The organism is Xanthobacter sp. 91, assembly GCF_000702385.1.
GTDB classification, from domain to species: Bacteria; Pseudomonadota; Alphaproteobacteria; order Rhizobiales; family Xanthobacteraceae; genus Xanthobacter; species Xanthobacter aminoxidans.
Map to the genome: position 1 here is coordinate 4,594,973 of NZ_JNIB01000001.1, position 14,432 is coordinate 4,609,404.

Genomic DNA, 14,432 nt, shown 5'->3' on the forward strand with positions numbered 1-14,432 from the left:
TCAGGCCGATGGGCCGGGCGCTGTGCGGCTTCTGCCTGAACGCCCCGGATGCACCGCCGCCCAGCTGCGGACGGCGGTACGAAACCGTTCAGGGTGCGGGGTTTCCGTGCAGTTGGTGCAGGGCGTCGATGCGGTCTTCGATCTCCGGCGTCAGGGTCACGTCGAGCGCGCCGAGATCTTCCTCCAGCTGCGCGAGGGTGGTGGCGCCGATGATGTTGGAGGTCACGAACGGCCGGCTGGTGACGAAGGCGAGGGCGAGCTGGGCGGGCGTCAGGCCCAGCTCGCGGGCGAGGGCCACGTAGGCGCGCACCGCCTCTTCCGTGCCGGGCTTCTCGTAACGCTGGGTGCGGTTGAACAGCGTTTTGCGGGCACCGGCGGGCAAGGCGCCGTCGAGATATTTGCCGGTCAGAAAGCCCTGCGCCAGCGGCGAATAGGCGAGCAGGCCCACGTCCTCGCGCTGGTGGAATTCGGCAAGGCCGGTCTCATAGGTGCGGTTCACGAGGTTGTAGGCGTTCTGCACCGAGGCGACGCGCGGGCCGATGCCCTTTTCCGCTGCGGCGAGGAAGGCGGATAGGCCCCAGGCGGTCTCGTTGGAGAGGCCGATATGGCGCACCTTCCCGGCCTTCACCAAGGCATCGAGGGCGGCCAGCGTCTCCTCCACCGCCACCTCCGGTCCGTCGCCGCCGCCGCGCGCGCGGGTGGTGGCGCGCTGGCCGAACAGGGGCACGGCGCGGTCGGGCCAGTGGAGCTGGTAGAGGTCGATGTAATCGGTGCCGAGGCGCTTCAGCGAGCCCTCGATGGCTTCGTTGATGTTCTTCGCATCGAGCCGCGTGGTGCTGCCATCGGCGCGGAAATAGGTGGCGTCCGAGCGGCCCACCACCTTGGTGGCGATCACCACCTTGTCGCGGCCGCCGCGCGCATTCAGCCAGGAGCCGATGATGCGCTCGGTGGCGCCCTGTGTCTCGGCCTTGGGCGGGATGGGATAAAGCTCGGCGGCGTCGATGAGATTGATGCCGCGGTCGCGGGCGATGTCGAGCTGGGCGTGGCCCTCGGCCTCGGTGTTCTGCTCGCCGAACGTCATGGTGCCGAGCGCGATGGACGACACCGTGATGCCGGTGCGCCCGAGGGGGCGATAATCAAGCATGGGGAAATGGAAATCCACAGGAGGGAACGGCGCGGAGGGTGGCTGCGCGGGCTGGCCACGTCAATGCGGGAACGGGACGCCGTGGCGCTCGGCGATCAGCTCCAGGATGCGGCGGATGTCGGTGACGAAACGGTAGGTGCCATAGGCCTGCGCATCCGCCGGGAGGGGCGCCGCGTCGCCGAGGATGAGGACGGGCAGGCCCTGATTGTCCGGCCCGAGCAGCGCCACCACCTCGGCCCGCGGCCGCAGGAAGGAGACGCGCTTCACGGTGATGCGGCTGGCGAGGCCCGGATTGCTCGCAAGCACCCCCTCGATCTGGTTGCAGTCGGGGCAAAAGTAGCGCCGGCCGGGCTTCTGCGGATCAGTGAAGCCGGGGGCGAGGAGGATGAGGAAGTCGCGGCTCATGGGGTGGGGCGTCCGGTGGCAGGGAAAACCTGGGCTGATGAAAAAGGCGGGCCCACGCGGGTGAGGCGCAGGCCCGGAAGGCGGGGAGGAAGGGAAAAAGGGCGTCAGGCGGTGCCGGCGGTGAAGGCCTCCAGCGGCTCGCCGTCTATGATGGCGGAGGGGCGCCCATCCACGCCCACCGGCACGTCGCCCTTGAGCGTGATGCGGTAGAGCTGGCGGTCGAAGTCGAGCGTATAGATGTCGCGCGGGGCGAGGTGCGCGGTGGCGCGGTTGTCCCAGAAGGCGATGGAGCCCGGCCGCCAGCGGAAGCGCACGGTGAATTCCGGTCGGGTGATGTGCTCGAACAGCAGGTCCAGCAACTGCTGGCTCTCGCGCGGGGTGAGGCCGGTGACGCTCTTGAGGAAGGAGGGGCTGACGAACAGCACCCGCTCGCCGGTCTCGGGGATGACGCGCACCAGCGGGTGCTCGCTCACCAGCGGACGGCGGCGGTTCTTCTCCTTGAAGTCGGCGGTGCCGGCCTGCCCCTCGGGCGGGGCGAAGGCGTGGATGCCGCGCAGGGTATCGACGAAGCCGCGCAAAGTGGGCGACAGCGCCTCATAGGCGACGGCGAGGTTGGTCCAGAAGGTGTCGCCGCCATAGGGCGGGATGGTGACGCCGCGCAGGATGGAGGCGGCGGGCGGGTTCACCGCGGCGGTCACGTCCGTATGCCAGCCGGTCCACGGGCGGATCAGTGGCTCGCCGGTGTGGCGCGTCGCGAAACGGTCGCGGCCGACGGAATAGACCTGCGGATAGCCTTCTACGAAGCCGAACACGGGATGGCCGATGGTGGGCGCGCCGAAGGCCGAGGCCAGCGCCACATGCTCGGCATGGCTCAGCGGCTGGTCGCGGAAGAACACCACCTTCCACTTGAGCAGCGCGGCGCGGATTTCGTCCACCACCTCCGGCGAAAGCGAGCGGGAGAGGTCCGGCGCCTCGATCTCCGCGCCGATGTGGCCGGTGAGCGGATGCACGGCGATGTGGCGCGGCGGCAGGTCGGCAAAACCGCCTTCGCTGGAGGAGATGGGCGCGGCGCTGGGCATCGGTTTTCCTTTCCTGACAGGCGTTTGACGCGGGCGGTGGCCGCACGCGCCGGCGCGCCGGATGGTTCCCGACGCCGGTAGCTCGACTATAATCTATCTTTTTCATCGATTTTATCTAAAAATAATTGACGCCCCGGAGCCGGGCCATATCGTTGGGTCGCGTGATGCCCCCATCGCGCTTCCCGCAGCCAAGGAGACCCGGCATGGCCCCGCCGCCCGCAGACGCATTCCCGTTCCTCGCCCCGCCTCCGCGTCGGGCGGTTCTGAAGGGGCTTCTGGCGGCGGCGTGCGTGATCGCGGCGTCGGCCGGGACGCCGTCATTCGCTGCGGAGACGGAGGCCGCGCCCCAGCCGGTGCGCGGCGGCGTGCTGCGCTTTCTGGTGGAGCACGAACCCTCGACGCTGGTGACCATCGCCCACACCGCCGGGCCCACCCAGCGCGTCTCGCCCAAGGTGACGGAGGGCCTCCTCACCTACGATCTCGACTTCAACCCCAAGCCCGCGCTGGCGACGGAATGGAGCGTGAGCCCCGACGGGCTGACCTACATTTTCAAGCTGCGCGAGGGGGTGAAGTGGCACGACGGGCGGGACTTCACCGCCGATGATGTGGCCTATTCCATCCAGCTCCTGAAGGAAGGCCACCCGCGCGGCCGCGCCACCTTCGCCTCGGTGACGGCGGTGGAGACGCCCGATCCGCATACCGCCATCATCCGCCTATCGAAGCCGGCGCCCTATCTCCTCACTGCTCTCGACGCCAACGAATCGCCCATCGTGGCGAAGCACATCTACGAGGGCACCGATCCGCTCACCAACAAGAACGGCGCGGCGCCCATCGGCACCGGCCCGTTCATCTTCAAGGAATGGGTGCGCGGCAGCCACATCATCCTGGAGCGCAATCCCGATTACTGGGACAAGGGCAAGCCGTATCTGGACCGCATCGTGGTGCGCTTCATCGCCGACCAGAGCGCGCGCTCGGCGGCGTTCGAGGCGGGCGAGCTCGATCTCGCCGGCGGCCCGCCCGTGCCCTATGCGGACCTCGCCCGCGTTTCCGCCTTGCCGGGGCTCGGCGCCGAGACGCGCGGCTATGAATACGCCGGGCGGATGACCCAGCTCTATTTCAACTTCGAGCGGCCCATCCTTCAGGACAAGCGGGTACGCCTCGCCATCGCCCACGCCATCGATCAGCAGAAGTTGCTGGATGTGGTCTATTACGGCTATGGCGCGGTGGCGCCCTCGGTCATCAGCCCCAAGCTGAAGGCCTTCTACGACCCCGCGCTCGAACCCTACGGCTTTGATCTCAAGGCTGCGAACCGCCTGCTGGACGAGGCCGGCTATCTCCGTAAGGCGGACGGCACACGCTTTGCGCTGAAGCTTTACGCCAACCCCTTCAACACTCAGGCGGCGGGCGATTTCGTGAAGCAGGCGCTGGCGAAGGTCGGCATCGCCGTGGACTTCCAGTTCTTCGATTTCTCCACCTACATCCAGAAGGCCTATACCGGCCGAGACTTCGATCTCACGCTCGAATCCTTGCAGAACCTGTTCGACCCCACCCTTGGCGTACAGCGCACGCTCTGGTCGAAGAACTTCCGCGTGGGCCTGCCCTTCTCCAACGCCTCCCACTACGCCAACCCGGAGGTGGACCGGCTGCTGGAGGCAGCGGCCGTCGAGCCCGACCCGGCCAAGCGCCGCCAGTTGTGGCTCGATTTCCAGAAGGTGGTCTATGCGGATGTCGCCGCCCTCGGCCTCATCGCCGTCGATGGCGTCACCATCTTCAACCGGAAGGTGAAGAACCACACCATCGGCGTCACCGGCGTCGATGCCTCCTTCGCCGACGTGTGGATCGAGAAATGACCATGCGCCGTCTGCCCCGCATCCTGAAAGCCGTGCGGCGCACCGCGCTGCAGGCGGTGCCGACCGTCATCGGCATCCTCATCCTCAACTTCTTCCTGTTGCGGCTGACGCCGGGCGATGCGGCCGACGCATTGGCCGGCGAAGCGGGCGCGGCGACGGTGGAGACGCTTGCCGCGCTGAAATCCAAGTTCGGGCTGGATCTGCCGGTGGCGGAACAGCTCGGCGGCTATCTCTGGAACCTCGCCCATTTCAGCCTCGGCGTCTCGCCGCGCTACAACCAGCCGGTGGCGGAGCTGATCGCCGCGCGGCTGCCCAACACACTGAGCCTGATGGGCCTCGCCCTCGTCTTCGCGCTCCTCATCGGCATCACGCTCGGGGCGCTCATGGCGACGTTCGCCGGGCGGCCCACGGACCGGGTTCTGAGCGTCCTCGCGTTGCTGTTCTATTCCATCCCGAGCTTCTGGATCGGGCTGATGCTCATCGTCCTGTTCTCGGTGAAACTCGGCTGGCTGCCCACGGGCGGGGCCGAGACCATCGGCGCGAACCTCACCGGCTGGGACGCCGTGCTGGACCGGGCGCGCTACCAGATCCTGCCGGCGCTCTCCCTGGCCCTCTTTTATGTGGCCATCTACGCCCGCCTCACCCGCGACGACATGATCGAGGTGCGCACGCAGGACCATGTGCGCACCGCCCGCGCCAAGGGCCTCTCGCCCTTCGCCGTCACCCGCGATCACGTGCTGCGGAACGCGCTCATCCCCGTCACCACCATGGCCGGCATCCACCTCGCCGGCCTCATGGGCGGGGCGGTGGTGGTGGAGACGGTGTTCAGCTGGCCCGGCCTCGGCCGGCTCGCCTATGAGGCGGTGATGGGGCGGGACTTCCATGTGCTGCTCGGCATCCTGCTTCTGTCGTCACTGCTGGTGGTGGCGGTGAACGCGGCCATCGACATCCTGCAGGCGTGGCTCGATCCGCGCATCGAGGTGCGCTGATGCACGGCACCGGCACCCTCCCCACCGGCGGCCTCGCCGCAAACCCCCGCGCATCCGACGCCGAGGACCGCGCGGCGGCCGCGGCGCTGGGCGCCGAGCACGCGCCCACCCGGCCGCCCGAGCCGGATTTTTGGCCCAACGTCCATGCGCCGGACGCCGCGCGCACGGTGACGGCGGACGTGGCGCGGCTGGCGCCCGTGGGCCGGCGCCATGCGCTGCTCGTGTTCCTCTCCAATCCCACGGCGGTGGCGGGTCTCCTCATCCTCGCTGTCGTGGTGGGGGCGGCGCTGGCTGCCCCCGTGCTCTTCCCCGACGATCCGCTGGAGATGGCGGGGCGGCCCTTGCAGTGGCCGGGACAGAACCCGCGCTTTCCGCTGGGCACCGACGCGCTGGGGCGCGACGTGCTGGCCGGGCTCGTCCACGGCGCCCGCGTGAGCCTGCTGGTTGGCGCCTGCGCGACACTGGCGGGGCTCCTTGCTGGCATTCTGGTGGGCGCCACGGCGGGCTATTTCGGCGGCGTGGTGGACGATGTGCTCTCCAAGCTCATCGAGATTTTCCAAACGGTGCCGGGCTTCATCCTGCTCATCGTGCTGGTGGCCATCGCCCAGCCCTCGGTGCCAGCTATCGCGCTCGCCATCGCGGCGGTGTCGTGGCCGCAGGTGGCGCGGCTGGTGCGGGCGCAGTTCCGCGCCATCAAGGAGAAGGATTTCGTCGCCGCCGCGCGGGCGCTGGGCTTCGGGCATGGGCGCATCATCTTCCGCGAGATCCTGCCCAATGCGCTGCCGCCGGTCATCGTGCTCGCCTCGGTCACCGTCGCTACCGCCATCCTCATGGAAAGCGCGCTTTCCTTCATGGGGCTCGGCGATCCCAACGTGGTGAGCTGGGGCTCCATGATCGGTACCGGCCGCGACCTCCTGCGCACCGCCTGGTTCCTCAGCGCCATCCCCGGCGTCGCCATCGTGCTCACCGTGCTGTCGCTGAACCTGATCGGCGACGGTCTCAACGAGGCGCTCAATCCGCGCCGCGGCAGGGAGGGGTGAATGGCACCGCTCATCGACGTGCGCGACCTCTCCATCGCCTTCCCGCGCGCCACCCCGGTGCGCAGCCTCTCGCTCACGGTGGCGGCGGGGGAGACGGTGGCGCTGGTGGGGGAGAGCGGGTCCGGCAAGTCGCTCACCGCCCTCGCCTTGATGCGCCTGCTGCCCGACGCCGCGCGCATCGCCTCCGGCGAAATCCTGTTCCGGGGCCGCGATGGCGCCGTGACCGACCTCGCCCGGCTGGAGGATCGCGCGCTGCGCCGGGTGCGCGGGCGGGACATCGCCATGGTGTTTCAGGAGCCCATGACCTCGCTGAACCCGGTGCTCTCCGTCGGCCAGCAGGTGGCCGAGGTGGTGCGCCTGCACGAGGGCCTCTCCCGCCGCGCCGCCTTCGCCCGTGCGGTGGAACTGCTCGACCTCGTGCGCATCCCTGAGCCCGCACGGCGCGCGGGGGACTATCCCCACGAACTCTCCGGCGGCATGCGCCAGAGGGTGATGATCGCCATCGCGGTCGCCTGCGCGCCGCGCCTTCTCATCGCCGACGAGCCCACCACGGCGCTGGACGTGACCATTCAGGCGCAGGTGTTGGACCTGCTCGACGCCCTGCGCCGCGACCTTTCCATGGGCCTCCTGCTCATCACCCACGATCTCGGCGTGGTGGCCGAATGGGCCGACCGGGTGGCGGTGATGTATGCCGGCCGGAAGGTGGAGGACGCGCCCTTCGAGACCCTGTTCGGCGCGCCGCTCCATCCCTACACGCGCGGCCTGCTCGCGGCCTCGCCCCGGCTTGATGCCGGCCAGCACTATTCGGCCGGCGCGCTCGCGGAGATCGCCGGCTCCATCGCCTCGGCGGCGGGGGAGGAGGGCTGCGCCTTCGCCCCGCGCTGCCCGAACGCGCGGGCACTGTGCCGCGCCGCCGTGCCGGCCCTTGATGCGGTCGCGCCCGGCCATCTCGTCGCCTGCCCCGTCACCACGTCGGAAGCGCAAAGGGAGGCGCGCCATGCCCTTGCTGTCGGTTGAAAACCTGCACGCCGGCTACGAGTCCGGCGGGCGCGTGCTGCGCGCCGTGGATGGCGTCTCCTTCGCCGTGGCACCGGGGGAGACGGTGGGCCTCGTGGGGGAGAGCGGCTGCGGCAAGTCCTCCCTCGCCAAGGTCATCATGCGCCTCGTGTCCCCCGCCTCCGGGCGGGTGGTGTTCGACGGGGTGGACGTGGGCGGCCTTCAAGGCGCGCCGCTGAAGGCCTATCGCCGGCAGGCGCAGATCGTGTTTCAGGACCCGTTCGCCTCGCTCAACCCGCGCCAGTCCATCGCCGACATCCTCACCGCGCCTCTGGCGGTGCACGGCCTCGTGCCGCGCCGCGAGCGGCTCAAGGCGGCGGGGGACGCGCTGGAGCGGGTGGGGCTGCCGCGCGAGGCGCTCCAGCGTTATCCGCACGAATTCTCCGGCGGCCAGCGCCAGCGCCTCGGCATCGCCCGCGCGCTCATTCTCGCACCGCGCCTCGTCATCTGCGACGAGCCGGTGTCGGCCCTCGACCTCTCCATCCAGGCGCAGATCCTGAACCTCTTGGCGCGGCTGAAGGCGGAGCTGGGGCTCTCCTATCTCTTCATCTCCCACGATCTGTCGGTGGTGCGCTATTTCGCCGACCGGGTGCTGGTGATGTATCTCGGCCGCATCGTGGAGACGGGCTCCTGGCAGTCCATCTTCGCCCGCCCGCTCCATCCGTACACCCGCGCGCTGATCGAGGCCGTGCCGACGCCTGGGCGGCGGCGCCATGCCGCCCCGCTCTCCGGCGATCTGCCGAGCGCGCGCAACGTGCCGCCCGGCTGCCGCTTCCATCCGCGCTGCCCGCTGGCGACGCCCCTCTGCACCCAATCCGACCCCGCGCTGCGCCCCCTCGGGGCCGGCCGTGCCGTCGCCTGCCATCACGCGCCTGAAGACGCGCTTCACTGAGGATTTCGCCAATGACCGCCCATGTGACCGCGCACGCCTTTCCGAAAGCCCCCGTGACGCCGCCGGAGTATCGCTATCTCGGCAGGAGCGGCCTGAAGGTGCCCAAGCTGGCGCTGGGCACCATGATGTTCGGCGGGCCGACCGACGAGGCCACCTCTCACCGCATCATCCACAAGGCGCGGGAGCAGGGCTTCTTCTTCCTCGACACGGCGGACGCCTACCAGAACGGGCGCACCGAGGAGATCGTCGGCCGCGCGGTGAAGGGCGATCGGGACGCCTATGTGCTCGCCACCAAGTTCGCCAATCCCGGCGGCGCGGGGCCGAACCGGCAGGGCATTTCCCGCAAGTGGATCATCGAGGCGGCGGAGGCGAGCCTCAGGCGCCTCGGCACGGACTATATCGATATCCTCTATTTCCACCGCGCCATCTTCGACGCGCCGCTCGGCGAGGCGGTGCGGGCGGTGGCGGACCTCGTGAAGGCGGGGAAGGTGCGCTATTTCGGCGTCTCCAACTTCCGCGGTTGGCGCATCGCCGAGGTGGCGCATCTCGCCGACCAGTTCGGTATCGACCGGCCCGTCGCCAGCCAGCCCCTCTACAACATCGTGGACCGCACGGCGGAGGTGGAGCAGCTTCCCGCCGCCCACCATTACGGCCTCGGCGTCGTCACCTATTCGCCGCTGGCGCGCGGCGTGCTCACCGGCAAATACGCGCCCGGCGCGGCTCCGGCGGCGGACAGTCGGGCAGGGCGGGGCGACCGGCGCATTCTGGAGACCGAGTGGCGCGCGGAATCCATCGACATCGCAGAGGCCATCGCCCGCCATGCGGCCGAGGCCGGCATTCCGGCGGCGACCTTTGCCCTGTCCTGGGTGCTGAACAACAGCCTCGTCACCTCGGCCATTGCCGGGCCGCGCACGGAAGCCCAGTGGGACGATTACGTCGCCGCCCTCGACTACGGCTTCACCGCCGCCGATGAGTCACTGGTGGCTTCGCTCGTGCCGGACGGTCACGTCTCCACGAAATTCTACACCGACCCCAGCCACCCCGTGGAAGGCCGCGCGCCCCGCACCGGCGGCGGCGATGCGGCGGCGCGGGTGCAGCAGCGCGCGCAAGAACGCGTTGCTTCGCGCGTCGCCGCCCGCGTCAGCTGAGCCAACCGAAATGTTCTGCCCCTTCACGCCTTGAGCGATCAAAGGAGAGATCCCAATGGCAGTCCCATCGTCCCACGCCACGCGGCGGCAGCTCGTCCTCAACCTGTTCATCTATCCCGGCGGCCATCACGAGGCCGGCTGGCGCTATCCCGGCGCGCGGCCGGAGCGGCTGCTGGACATCACCTTCTACCAGGACCTCGCCCGCTCGGCCGAGGCAGCGAAGCTGGATGCGGTGTTCTTCGCCGATGGCCCGGCGCAGGTGGACAACATCCGCTACGCCTCGCGCTTCCGCCTGGAGCCCCTGACCTGGCTCTCGGCCATCGCCGCCGCCACCACCCATATCGGCCTCATCGGCACGGCATCCACAACCTATTACGAGCCCTACAATCTCGCCCGGCTCTATGCCTCCCTCGACCATCTCTCCGGCGGGCGCGCGGGCTGGAACATCGTCACCACCGCCGTCCCCCAGGCGTCCGCCAATTTCGGCCTCGCCGAGACCCCGAGCCATGCCGAGCGCTATGCCCGCGCGGCCGAATTCGTGGACGTGGTGACCAAGCTCTGGGACAGCTGGGAGGATGACGCCCTTGTGGCCGATCCCGTCTCCGGCCTGTTCGCGGACGATGCCAAGATCCACCCCATCGAGCATGTGGGCCGGCACTATCGGGTGAAGGGCGCGCTCAACACCCCGCGCCCGCCGCAGGGTCGTCCGGTCTATGTGCAGGCGGGCTCCTCGGACGACGGGCGCTCGTTTGCCGCGCGCTATGCGGAAGCCATCTTCACCGCCCACCAGACGGTGGAGAGCGCCAAGGCCTTCTACGCCGACATCAAGAAGCAGGCGGCGGGGCTGGGGCGCAATCCGGACCATGTGAAGATCCTGCCCGGCATCAGCCCCTATATCGGCTCCACCGAGGCGGAAGCGCGCCAGCTGCACGAGGCGTTCAGCGACCTCATCCAGCCGGAATATTCCATCTCCCAGCTGAAGCAGATCACCGGCGTGGACTTCTCCGGCCATCCCCTCGGTGCGGTGGTGGAGCTGGACGCCTTCAAGGATGCCGGCCCCGCAAAGCTCGTGGCCAGCCGCTTCCAATTGGTGGTGGACATCGTGCGGCGGGAGAAGCCGACGCTCCGCCAGCTCATCGATCGCCTCGCCGGGGCGCGCGGCCATTATGTGGTGGTGGGCACGCCGGAGAAGATCGCCGACGAGATCCAGCTCTGGTTCGAGAGCGGTGCGGCGGATGGCTTCAACGTAATGCCGCCCTGGTACGCCGCCGGCTTCGATCTCTTCGCCTCGCAGGTGGTGCCCATCCTGCGCAAGCGTGGCCTGTTCCGCACGGAATACACCGGCCGGACGCTGCGCGAGCATTACGGCCTGCCGCGGCCGCAGAGCCAGTTCGCCGAGGCGGCGCGCGCCACCGCCTGAGGCATTCCCGATCCCTTCGTGCCGGCGCTCCCCTGGCGACGACACGGATCCGGCCCCTTCCCCGGTCGCTCGGGGAAGGGGCCGGGGCTATTTCCGTTCTCCCGCGAGGTCCGTCATGTCCGCACTTCCGTCCGTTGCCGCCGCTCCTCTCCTGCGCGGCCCGCTCGACTTTCCCGACAGCCCGCTCTCCCGCTCGGCCCGCCAGCCCTTGATGCTGGGGCTGTTCCTGAACCTTCAGGACATCCACTTCTCCGACCATCCCACCAGCAACAGCTGGACCTACGACTACAATTCCGCCCTCGTGGAGAAGGCCGACGCGCTGGGCTTCGACATCGCCTTCTCCCGCACCCAGTGGCTGCCCAAGGGCGGCTATGACGGGGAAGCCTCGCTGGACAGCTTCGTGGCCCTCGGCGCCATGGCCGCGACCACGAAGAACATCCTGCTCATCTCCACGCTCCATGTGCTCTACGGCCCGTGGCACCCGCTGCACATCGCCAAGATCGGCGCCACCTTCGATCACATCTCCAAGGGGCGCTGGGGCATCAACATCGTCACCGGGCATCGCGCCATCGAGCATGAGATGTTCGGCTGGAACCGCATCGAGCATGACCGCCGCTACGACATGACGGGCGAGCTGTTCGACGTGCTCCACCGCCTGTGGAGCGACAGCGAGAACTATTCCGTCGAAGGCCGGCTGAACCCGTGGAAGATCGTCAACGGCTACATCACGCCGAAGCCGCTCTATGGCCGGCCCATCCTCGTCACGGCGACGGGCTCGGACGCCGGCATCGACTTCGCGGCTGGCCATTCGGACCTGCTGTTCATCACCTCGCCGGGCGGCGCGCACATCGACAGCGCGCTGGAGACGCTGCCGGCCCACGTCGCCGCCATCAAGGCGCGGGCGCGGGCAAAGGGGCGGGAGGTGAAGGCCATCATCAACCCCATCATCGTGAGCCGCCCCACCTCGGCGGAAGCACACGACTATGCCCGCGCCATCGCCGCCGGGGTGCCGGCGCCGACCCACACGTCCTTCGGCCATCGCGGCTATGACAGCGATGCGGTGGCCTGGCTCGGCCGGCGCGATGCGACGCACAAGCAGGGGCTCAATCTCGGTGGCAATATCGAGATCATCGGCTCGCCGGAAGAAGTCGTAGACCAGCTCGCCGCACTGAAGCGCACCGGCATCGACGGCGTGCAGCTCAACTTCTATGACTTCGCCGCCGACCTCGACCATTTCGCCACGGCCATCCTGCCGTTGCTGAAGCAGGCCGGCCTAAGGCTGTGACCCTTTCCGCACCAGAGGATTTGCCATGACCGTTGCCGTCCCGCCGCGCCAGAGCGAGCATCCCGTCGAGCCGCTGTTCCTGGAGCGCTGGTCGCCCCGCGCCTTCACCAGCGAGGAGATTCCGCAGGCCGAACTCAACTCCATCTTCGAAGCGGCGCGCTGGGCGCCTTCCAGCTTCAATTCGCAGCCCTGGCGCTTCCTCTATGCCCGCCGGGGCACGCCCGCGTTCGACACCTTCCTCAGCCTGCTCGTGCCGTTCAACCAGCAGTGGGCGCAGAATGCGGCGGTGCTCGTCTTCGTCGTTTCGGCCCGCAGCTTCGTGCGGCCCGGGACGAGCGAGCCGGTGCCGGCGCGCAGCCATTCCTTCGATACCGGCGCGGCCTGGGCGAACCTCGCCTTGCAGGCGACGAAGCTCGGCTGGCGCGCCCACGGCATGGGCGGCTTCGATGTGGAGAAGGCCCGCACGGAGCTGAAGGTGCCTGAGGACTACGAGGTGGAGATCGCCGTCGCGCTGGGCCGTCGCGGCGACAAGTCCCTGCTGCCGGAGAGCTTCCACAAGGGCGAAACGCCAAGCGGCCGCCGCCCGCTCGCCGAGACGGTGTTCGAGGGCGCCTTCCCGACGGCGTGACCCGTAAAAAACAATGGCCCCGCCGGTGCGGCGGGGCCATCGTCTGGCAGCACAAGACGCCGGATCAGAAGAAGCCTTTGGCTGGCAGCGGCGTGCCCTTCACCAGCAGTTCGCCGATGGCCTTAGCCTTGTAGCTCGCCGGATTGTGCGAGGCGATGGTGCGGGCGTTGCGCCAGTGGCGGTCGAGGTTGACGGCCCGTTCGGTGGCCGAGGCGCCGCCGGTCTCGAACAGCAGCGCGCCGGACTTCAGCGCGAGATCATCCACCACCAGCTTCGCCTGCGCCGCCGCCTTCGCGGCCTCGGCGGCGAGGACCTCGGCGCTCTCGTCCCGGTCGCGGGCATCGCTCACGCGGTCCAGCGCTTCGGCTGCCGCGAGTATCACCGCCTCGGCCGCGAACGCATGGGCCGCGAGCTGGCCCACCGCCTGTTGCAGGAAGGGGTCGTCGGCGGGGGTGGGCACCGGCGCATAATAGAAGCTGCGCTTGCGCCGCTTCACCAGCGCGATGGCATCCTCCAGCGCGCCGCGCGTAATGCCGGCCACCACGGTGGTGAGGAAGAGCTGCGCCTGCGTGTTGGAATAGGCGAGGCCGTAGCCCCGGCTGGGCGTGTCAAACACTGCTTCGTCCGCCTCCACCCGCACATTGTGGAAGCGCGTGGTGCCGGATGCGGTGAGGCGCTGGCCGGCGCCATCCCAGTCGTCGACGATCTCGATGCCCTCGCGCCGCGTGGGAATGATGACCGCCGCCAGCCGCCCGTCCGCCGTCGCCGCGCGGATGAGCATGGAATCGGCGAAGAGAGTGCCCGTGCTGTAATATTTGACGCCGCTGAGGCGGAAGCCGTCGCCATCGGGATCAAGCTTCGTGTCGGGCGCGAAGCCGCCGGCAGGGTTCGAGCCCGCTTCGGTGGAGGCGAGACCGAAGAGGGTCCCGGCCGCCACCTCCGCCTGCCACGCCCGGCCCTTCGCATCATAGGGCCGGCGAGCGAATTGCTCGGCCACGGTGAAGTGGTTGCGGAAGATGTGCGCCACGTTGGCGTCGGCCGCCGCGAGGTCCAGCGCAAGCTTGTAGGTCTGGCGGAAGGTCGCGCCCGCCCCGCCATCGGCCTCTGCCAGCCGCAGCGCGCCGAAGCCGGCCTGCTTCAGAAGATCCACCGCCTCGAACGGCAGCACCCGATCGCGCTCGCGCACGCTGGAGCCGGCGCCGATCTCCGCGAACAGGTCGCGCCAGTCGGCGGGATCGGCTGAGCGGAGCTTCGTGGGCGCGACAGGGGGGAGGGGGATGACGGGTTTGTTCATGGCGGTTCCCGGCGTCGAAAGGGGCATGACGAAAAGGGATAGACACTGCGGCTCCCGTGTGCAAACTAATTCTATTAATTTTATAGAATAAAGGTCGGGCCAGCTTCCAGGCAGATCCGATCCTCACCGGCGCGCAGACCCGACGACATCTTCACAGCGGCTCCGCCTGCGCGGGGACGCGTGGGTTCGTGCGCCCTTCCGC

The 14,432-nt window shown here is 69.1% G+C and carries 13 protein-coding genes; 9 read left to right on the forward strand and 4 right to left on the reverse strand.

The features are described 5' to 3' along the window. Positions 1 to 88: 88 nt before the first annotated feature. From A37E_RS0121440 to A37E_RS0121450, 3 genes are all read right to left on the reverse strand, one after another. Complete coding sequence (locus A37E_RS0121440; RefSeq protein WP_029558500.1) at positions 89 to 1,144, reverse strand: aldo/keto reductase; 1,056 nt, start codon at positions 1,142 to 1,144, stop codon at positions 89 to 91. A gap of 60 nt (positions 1,145 to 1,204) precedes the next feature. After that, a complete protein-coding gene (locus A37E_RS0121445) occupies positions 1,205 to 1,549 on the reverse strand; it encodes a DUF3088 domain-containing protein (protein ID WP_029558501.1) in 345 nt (114 codons plus the stop codon). A 104-nt stretch (positions 1,550 to 1,653) separates the two neighbouring features. Continuing rightward, the gene (locus A37E_RS0121450; RefSeq protein ID WP_081837714.1) at positions 1,654 to 2,628 is read right to left on the reverse strand and encodes a TauD/TfdA family dioxygenase; all 975 of its coding nucleotides are present in this window, start codon (positions 2,626 to 2,628) and stop codon (positions 1,654 to 1,656) included. 203 nt (positions 2,629 to 2,831) lie between these two features. On the opposite strand from A37E_RS0121450, the gene A37E_RS0121455 reads away from it, so the two are divergent. From A37E_RS0121455 to A37E_RS0121495, 9 genes are all read left to right on the forward strand, one after another. Continuing rightward, positions 2,832 to 4,478, forward strand: coding sequence for an ABC transporter substrate-binding protein (locus A37E_RS0121455; protein WP_051679241.1), 1,647 nt, complete (start codon positions 2,832 to 2,834; stop codon positions 4,476 to 4,478). 2 nt (positions 4,479 to 4,480) lie between these two features. Beyond that, positions 4,481 to 5,467, forward strand: coding sequence for an ABC transporter permease (locus A37E_RS0121460; RefSeq protein ID WP_029558504.1), 987 nt, complete (start codon positions 4,481 to 4,483; stop codon positions 5,465 to 5,467). Beyond that, on the forward strand, positions 5,467 to 6,507 hold the full coding sequence (locus A37E_RS0121465; RefSeq protein ID WP_081837715.1) for an ABC transporter permease: 1,041 nt from the start codon (positions 5,467 to 5,469) through the stop codon (positions 6,505 to 6,507). Before A37E_RS0121460 ends, A37E_RS0121465 begins: the two co-directional genes overlap by 1 nt. Further along, positions 6,508 to 7,524 carry an ABC transporter ATP-binding protein gene (locus A37E_RS0121470; protein WP_029558506.1) on the forward strand — a complete coding sequence of 339 codons (1,017 nt, stop codon included), beginning with the start codon at positions 6,508 to 6,510 and terminating at the stop codon, positions 7,522 to 7,524. After that, entirely contained in the window at positions 7,505 to 8,455 is a 951-nt protein-coding gene (locus A37E_RS0121475) for an oligopeptide/dipeptide ABC transporter ATP-binding protein (RefSeq protein ID WP_029558507.1), read from the forward strand. The genes A37E_RS0121470 and A37E_RS0121475 overlap by 20 nt, the downstream gene beginning before the upstream one ends. An 11-nt stretch (positions 8,456 to 8,466) precedes the next feature. Next, complete coding sequence (locus A37E_RS0121480; RefSeq protein WP_051679242.1) at positions 8,467 to 9,603, forward strand: aldo/keto reductase; 1,137 nt, start codon at positions 8,467 to 8,469, stop codon at positions 9,601 to 9,603. A 55-nt stretch (positions 9,604 to 9,658) separates the two neighbouring features. After that, complete coding sequence (locus A37E_RS0121485; protein ID WP_029558509.1) at positions 9,659 to 11,023, forward strand: LLM class flavin-dependent oxidoreductase; 1,365 nt, start codon at positions 9,659 to 9,661, stop codon at positions 11,021 to 11,023. A 115-nt stretch (positions 11,024 to 11,138) separates the two neighbouring features. Next, the gene (locus tag A37E_RS0121490; RefSeq protein ID WP_029558510.1) at positions 11,139 to 12,308 is read left to right on the forward strand and encodes an LLM class flavin-dependent oxidoreductase; all 1,170 of its coding nucleotides are present in this window, start codon (positions 11,139 to 11,141) and stop codon (positions 12,306 to 12,308) included. 25 nt (positions 12,309 to 12,333) lie between these two features. After that, positions 12,334 to 12,936, forward strand: coding sequence for a nitroreductase family protein (locus tag A37E_RS0121495; protein WP_029558511.1), 603 nt, complete (start codon positions 12,334 to 12,336; stop codon positions 12,934 to 12,936). A gap of 64 nt (positions 12,937 to 13,000) precedes the next feature. On the opposite strand, the gene A37E_RS0121500 is transcribed toward A37E_RS0121495, so the two are convergent. After that, positions 13,001 to 14,230 (reverse strand): acyl-CoA dehydrogenase family protein, encoded by a 1,230-nt coding sequence (locus tag A37E_RS0121500; RefSeq protein WP_029558512.1) that lies wholly within the window; start codon positions 14,228 to 14,230, stop codon positions 13,001 to 13,003. Positions 14,231 to 14,432: the final 202 nt, after the last annotated feature.

What these genes read in the sequence shown, in the direction of transcription:
- A37E_RS0121460 (WP_029558504.1), top strand. Translation starts at nt 4,481, where the DNA reads ATGCGCCGTCTGCCCCGCATCCTGAAAGCCGTGCGGCGCACCGCGCTG.
- A37E_RS0121495 (WP_029558511.1), top strand. Translation starts at nt 12,334, where the DNA reads ATGACCGTTGCCGTCCCGCCGCGCCAGAGCGAGCATCCCGTCGAGCCG.
- A37E_RS0121490 (WP_029558510.1), top strand. Translation starts at nt 11,139, where the DNA reads ATGTCCGCACTTCCGTCCGTTGCCGCCGCTCCTCTCCTGCGCGGCCCG.
- A37E_RS0121475 (WP_029558507.1), top strand. Translation starts at nt 7,505, where the DNA reads ATGCCCTTGCTGTCGGTTGAAAACCTGCACGCCGGCTACGAGTCCGGC.
- A37E_RS0121480 (WP_051679242.1), top strand. Translation starts at nt 8,467, where the DNA reads ATGACCGCCCATGTGACCGCGCACGCCTTTCCGAAAGCCCCCGTGACG.
- A37E_RS0121485 (WP_029558509.1), top strand. Translation starts at nt 9,659, where the DNA reads ATGGCAGTCCCATCGTCCCACGCCACGCGGCGGCAGCTCGTCCTCAAC.
- A37E_RS0121470 (WP_029558506.1), top strand. Translation starts at nt 6,508, where the DNA reads ATGGCACCGCTCATCGACGTGCGCGACCTCTCCATCGCCTTCCCGCGC.
- A37E_RS0121450 (WP_081837714.1), bottom strand. Translation starts at nt 2,628, where the DNA reads ATGCCCAGCGCCGCGCCCATCTCCTCCAGCGAAGGCGGTTTTGCCGAC.
- A37E_RS0121440 (WP_029558500.1), bottom strand. Translation starts at nt 1,144, where the DNA reads ATGCTTGATTATCGCCCCCTCGGGCGCACCGGCATCACGGTGTCGTCC.
- A37E_RS0121500 (WP_029558512.1), bottom strand. Translation starts at nt 14,230, where the DNA reads ATGAACAAACCCGTCATCCCCCTCCCCCCTGTCGCGCCCACGAAGCTC.
- A37E_RS0121465 (WP_081837715.1), top strand. Translation starts at nt 5,467, where the DNA reads ATGCACGGCACCGGCACCCTCCCCACCGGCGGCCTCGCCGCAAACCCC.
- A37E_RS0121455 (WP_051679241.1), top strand. Translation starts at nt 2,832, where the DNA reads ATGGCCCCGCCGCCCGCAGACGCATTCCCGTTCCTCGCCCCGCCTCCG.
- A37E_RS0121445 (WP_029558501.1), bottom strand. Translation starts at nt 1,549, where the DNA reads ATGAGCCGCGACTTCCTCATCCTCCTCGCCCCCGGCTTCACTGATCCG.